At 65.3% G+C, this 4386-nt stretch carries 5 protein-coding genes and 1 pseudogene; 2 read left to right on the forward strand and 4 right to left on the reverse strand.

All coding sequences use genetic code 11. The features are described from left to right. The 3 genes and pseudogenes from H3O04_RS36420 to H3O04_RS34180 all read right to left on the reverse strand — a co-directional run. Window positions 1–396 (reverse strand): annotated as a pseudogene (locus H3O04_RS36420) (DUF2957 domain-containing protein); the annotation flags it as partial. Next, window positions 306–1904 (reverse strand): DUF2957 domain-containing protein, encoded by a 1599-nt coding sequence (locus H3O04_RS34175; protein ID WP_105797900.1) that lies wholly within the window; start codon window positions 1902–1904, stop codon window positions 306–308. The gene H3O04_RS34175 and the pseudogene H3O04_RS36420, both read right to left, overlap by 91 nt. A gap of 616 nt (window positions 1905–2520) precedes the next feature. Then, a complete protein-coding gene (locus H3O04_RS34180) occupies window positions 2521–2817 on the reverse strand; it encodes a cupin domain-containing protein (RefSeq protein WP_202589387.1) in 297 nt (98 codons plus the stop codon). Between the two features lie 184 nt (window positions 2818–3001). On the opposite strand from H3O04_RS34180, the gene H3O04_RS34185 reads away from it, so the two are divergent. Both H3O04_RS34185 and H3O04_RS34190 read left to right on the forward strand, forming a co-directional pair. Next, the gene (locus tag H3O04_RS34185) at window positions 3002–3238 is read left to right on the forward strand and encodes a hypothetical protein (RefSeq protein ID WP_202589389.1); all 237 of its coding nucleotides are present in this window, start codon (window positions 3002–3004) and stop codon (window positions 3236–3238) included. Window positions 3239–3240: 2 nt separating this feature from the next. After that, a complete protein-coding gene (locus H3O04_RS34190) occupies window positions 3241–4185 on the forward strand; it encodes an ABC transporter ATP-binding protein (RefSeq protein WP_012339510.1) in 945 nt (314 codons plus the stop codon). 20 nt (window positions 4186–4205) lie between these two features. Here H3O04_RS34190 and H3O04_RS34195 read toward each other — a convergent pair. Continuing rightward, a partial coding sequence (locus tag H3O04_RS34195) for a zinc ribbon domain-containing protein (RefSeq protein WP_202589391.1) occupies window positions 4206–4386 on the reverse strand: 181 nt, incomplete at its 5' end.

Below are 4386 nucleotides of genomic sequence, written 5' to 3' on the forward strand. Positions count from 1 at the left end.
ACCCGTGGTGGCGGGCACCGGCGACGCGAGGTAGGTCATCCGGTACGTCATCTTCGTCGTGTCGAGCTGCACCTTCACGAGCTCGCCCGACCCCGACCCGCCGATGAACACCGTGTTGTAGTCGATCGTCTGCGGGCACAGCCGGACCACCGGCGCGGGCGGCGGGTCGCCGTCTCCGCCGCACGCGGCCAGCACGGGCGCGAGCGACGCCGCCATCCATTGTTTCAAATTCATAGGAATCCTCTTGAAATTCGATTCGCCGGCGGCGACGCGTGCGCCGCCGGTGTGACGTGTTCGATACGGGGTTACTGGACGAACGCGCCGATCGTGAAGAACGGGTTGACCTTGTTGTCGTTGACGACCATCGCGTAGACGTTGCCGGCCGTCACGAGCCAGCCCGTGTCGCCCTTGCCGAAGATCGCCGCGTTGCCGTTCGCGCCCTTCGCGTTGAAGTCCTGCGCGGCCGTCACCCTGATCTTGCCGGGCGTGGCCTGCGTATAGTCCAGCGCGAACTGCGAGGTGACCGACGACGTCTGCGGATCGATGAATGCCGCGGTACTGCCCTGGAACAGCGTGGACGTGTAGTTCGCCGCCAGCGTCGACACGGCGGTGCCGTCGTTGCAACTGCCGGCGACCGAATAGAACGCGTTGTTGGCGAAGATGCCGGGCAGGTCGGGGTGCGGCACGTTCGGGTTGAAGCTCGGCCCCGCCGACGCCAACTTGTTCCCCTGGCCGCTGGATGTCACGATGCCGCACGCGGAGGCACTGGTCGCGCCGATGTATCCGCCCTTCAGGGAGTTCGCGGCAATCGCCTTCGTCGACGACAGCATCGAGATGCCGACTTCGGCATCGGCGACCGAGGCGAGCAGATTGACCGTATCGACGTGCGTGTAGCCGACACGAATCACGATCGGCACGAGTACGCCGTTCAGCCTGCCGACGATCATGATGCCTTTCGCCTGGCTCGGTGCGATGATCAGCGTCGAGCTCTGCCCCGCGATCGGATACCCCTGCCCCCCGGCCGGATTGCTCACGAATACATTGTCCGCCGATCCGTCCGCGTTCTTGCGCTGCGCCCACGGCGTCCCGGTCGTCTGACACGAGTAGTCGCTGCCCTGCGTGATCGAGCACGAGCCGTCCGCATTCAACGTCTGATTCCAGTTGACGACGTCGGATTCCCAGCCGACCGCCCCGGTCGGGCTCTGCCCATCACCGCCGATGGGCGACAGATGGATGCCGACCTCGTTGTAGTTGCCCGCCACTTTCGAGAAGTCGGTTTCGGTGTCGGTGAAGCCGATGAACGGATAGAAATCGAAGGTGCGCGACGGGACGACACCGAGCGTGATGCCCGGCAGCAGCGGGATACCGGCGAACGCGATCGTCGCCCCCGGAATCCCGCCGCCCACCACGCCATTGCCGACGAACAGCATCGGCGGATCGGCACGGTTGATCGTCACCGAATACGCGCCGTCGCTCGTCGCGCCGCTGTCGAGCACGAACGCGCAACGGTTCTGCTCGGCGGTCGGAAGCGTGGTCGGATGATGGAACGCGCCGCTGATCGTCAGGCCCGCACGCGTGTTGTTGACTTGCCCTGCCGAGGTCGGCACCGACGATTCGATGAACTGCATCTGGTAGGTGAGCTTCGTCGTGTCGAACTTCACCTTCACGTACTCGCCGCTGCCGGCGCCGCCCGTATATGTCGTCGTGTAGTCGAGCGCGTCCGGACACAGCTTCGTCACGACGGGCGGCGTCGTTTCGGCGCCGCTCGGCCCGCAGGCGCTGCCCGAGCACTGCGGTACGGTGATCGGCCCCGGATCGTCGCCGCCGCCACAACCGGCGACGAACGGCAGCGCCAGCACCGCGCACGACAGGATCGCCTTCCGCCATTCAGGAATCCAAATCATCAACCCCTCCTTTTCAGGTACGACAAGTCTCGTCCGGCCGGGCTGCATGGCCCGCCGGTTGGTATCGCGCCGTCGCACGAAGGCGCGGCGCATGACGATGCACGCAGGACTGCCGCGAGGCCGGTCAGGCCCATGCGGCACACGCCGCGGCGGCAGACGAACGCGCTCCCGCGGCGCCGTCATGCGGCACGGCGCCGTCGGAACGATCGAAACGGAATTGGGTCGCCGCTACACGGCGAAGTGACGATGCAGGCACGCGACCTGTGTCGCGCCTGCATTCAGCGAAAAATCGGAAAACGACAGTCCCGCTGGGCCCTCGGATAGGCGTCTCATGATTTGGTCTCCATACGTACGCTTGATTCGTTATCGTGATGCGTCGTTTGTCGAGACTATGATCGGACCATTCGCGCAAGTAAATGGATGCAGAGTTCCAAACGACGGAACCCGCGCAATCCTAGCGTTTATACGGTATTTAACAGATTTTCAAACAGCCTTCATTTTATTTGCTCAGACAAATACCCGGGCCGTGGAACACGCGTTTGAACGGCGACCGCCAATCCGCGCCGAGCCACGCCAGCCGGGCTTCAGCGGCCTGCGCACATGCTGCGGCGCAACTTCACACGTCGATGATCGCGAGCGTGCCGTGGCTGCCGGGCAGCACCGCGTGGCGCGTGCCGGCGTGCGCAAGATACATCTGGCCGGCTTCCACCACCACCGTTTCCGCCTCGACCTCGAGCATCAGCGTGCCGTCGAGCACCAGCAGCCCCTCGTTGTAGTCGTGCACTTCCGCTTCGTACGGCTGCGCATCCATGCGCAGCACCTTGATCCGCGCCGGGCCGACTTCGCCGACGATCGTGGATTTCCATGCGGCCGCCTGCGCGTCCGCCACGGATTTGAAATCGATCAAAGACATGCGCCCCGCTCCGTATCGCCGTGAAAGGAACGCATTATCGCGAGCGCCGCGCGCGCCGTCCCGGTACGGCGCGAGGGCATGCAGGCAGCACAGTCGGCCAGCCGCTCGGGCGGCAACGTGAGCGTGGCCCGATTCCCGGAAACCCGCCCGATTGTTCGCATCGCTCAAATAATGCATCGAATCATTGAGCGATATCTCGGCAATTCACGCCAATCCGGCACCGGCAGTGCCCGGCCTTTCCATCGGAATGCATTTCGATCTGCCGATTGCTAATATGGCGGTCCCGCGATCCCGCACCACCCTGCCGTTCGACATGACGCCCGCTCGCCGTGCCGTGCCCGGTCCCGGCCGCTTCGCAGCGGCGGCGGCGCCGGGCATGCGCGGCGCCCGCCGTCGCGCCGGGCGGCCGTGCCATCCGTGAGCATGCAACCGATCCTTTCCGTCTCCGACCTTTCCAAGACTTACGCGTCCGGCTTCCAGGCGCTGAAGCACGTGACCCTCGACATCCGCCCCGGCGAGATCTTCGCGCTGCTCGGGCCGAACGGCGCCGGCAAGACGACGCTGATCGGCTCGATCTGCGGCATCGTCACGCCGACCGAAGGCCGCGTGACGGTCGGCGGCCACGACATCCGCGATCAATACCGCGCCGCCCGCGAAATGATCGGCCTCGTGCCGCAGGAGCTGACCACCGACGCGTTCGAAACCGTCTGGGCGACCGTGTCGTTCAGCCGCGGCCTGTTCGGCAAGGCGCCCGATCCCGCGTACATCGAGAAGACGCTCAAGGCGCTGTCGCTGTGGGACAAGCGCGACAACAAGCTGATGACGCTGTCGGGGGGCATGAAGCGCCGCGTGATGATCGCGAAGGCGCTGTCGCACGAGCCGCGCATCCTGTTCCTCGACGAGCCGACGGCCGGCGTCGACGTCGAGCTGCGCCGCGACATGTGGAAGCTCGTCGATTCGCTGCGCGAAAGCGGCGTGACGATCCTGCTGACCACGCACTACATCGAGGAAGCCGAGGAGATGGCCGACCGGATCGGCATCATCCTCGGCGGCGAGCTCGTGCTCGTCGAGGAAAAGCGCGAACTGATGCGCAAGCTCGGCAAGAAGCAGCTCACCGTGCAGCTCGAGCACCCGCTCGCGGACGTGCCGCCCGCGCTCGCGCCGTTCGGGCTCGAACGCGCGGAAGACGGCGCCGCGCTCGTCTATACGTACGACTCGCAGCGCGACGACGCGAGCATCGCGAAGCTCATCAACGCGCTCGGCTCGGCCGGCATCGGCTTTCGCGACCTGCACACGACGCAGAGCTCGCTGGAGGACATTTTCGTCAGCCTGATCGACAACCGCCGCAACGGCGTGCAAGGAGCCTGACGCTTGACGTCCTCCCCTCCCTAAAGGGAGAGGATTCCCACACCTGGCGATGCACGTCCGCATCGGAGAATGTTCAATGCAGCGTTGGTATCTCGATCATGCTCGGCACCACAGTCACTACAGGCCCACTCTCTTATTCGCAGTCCCGCGATACCTTTCGGCCGCGTCGTGCTGTCTTGCGACCCGCACGCCGAACAGGAC

The sequence above is a fragment of the Burkholderia sp. KCJ3K979 genome, from assembly GCF_016759955.1.
Taxonomy (GTDB): domain Bacteria; phylum Pseudomonadota; class Gammaproteobacteria; order Burkholderiales; family Burkholderiaceae; genus Burkholderia; species Burkholderia orbicola.

Excerpts from the sequence above, each read along its gene's own strand:
- H3O04_RS34175 (WP_105797900.1), bottom strand. The coding sequence starts at position 1,904 with ATGATTTGGATTCCTGAATGGCGGAAGGCGATCCTGTCGTGCGCGGTG.
- H3O04_RS34180 (WP_202589387.1), bottom strand. The coding sequence starts at position 2,817 with ATGTCTTTGATCGATTTCAAATCCGTGGCGGACGCGCAGGCGGCCGCA.
- H3O04_RS34190 (WP_012339510.1), top strand. The coding sequence starts at position 3,241 with ATGCAACCGATCCTTTCCGTCTCCGACCTTTCCAAGACTTACGCGTCC.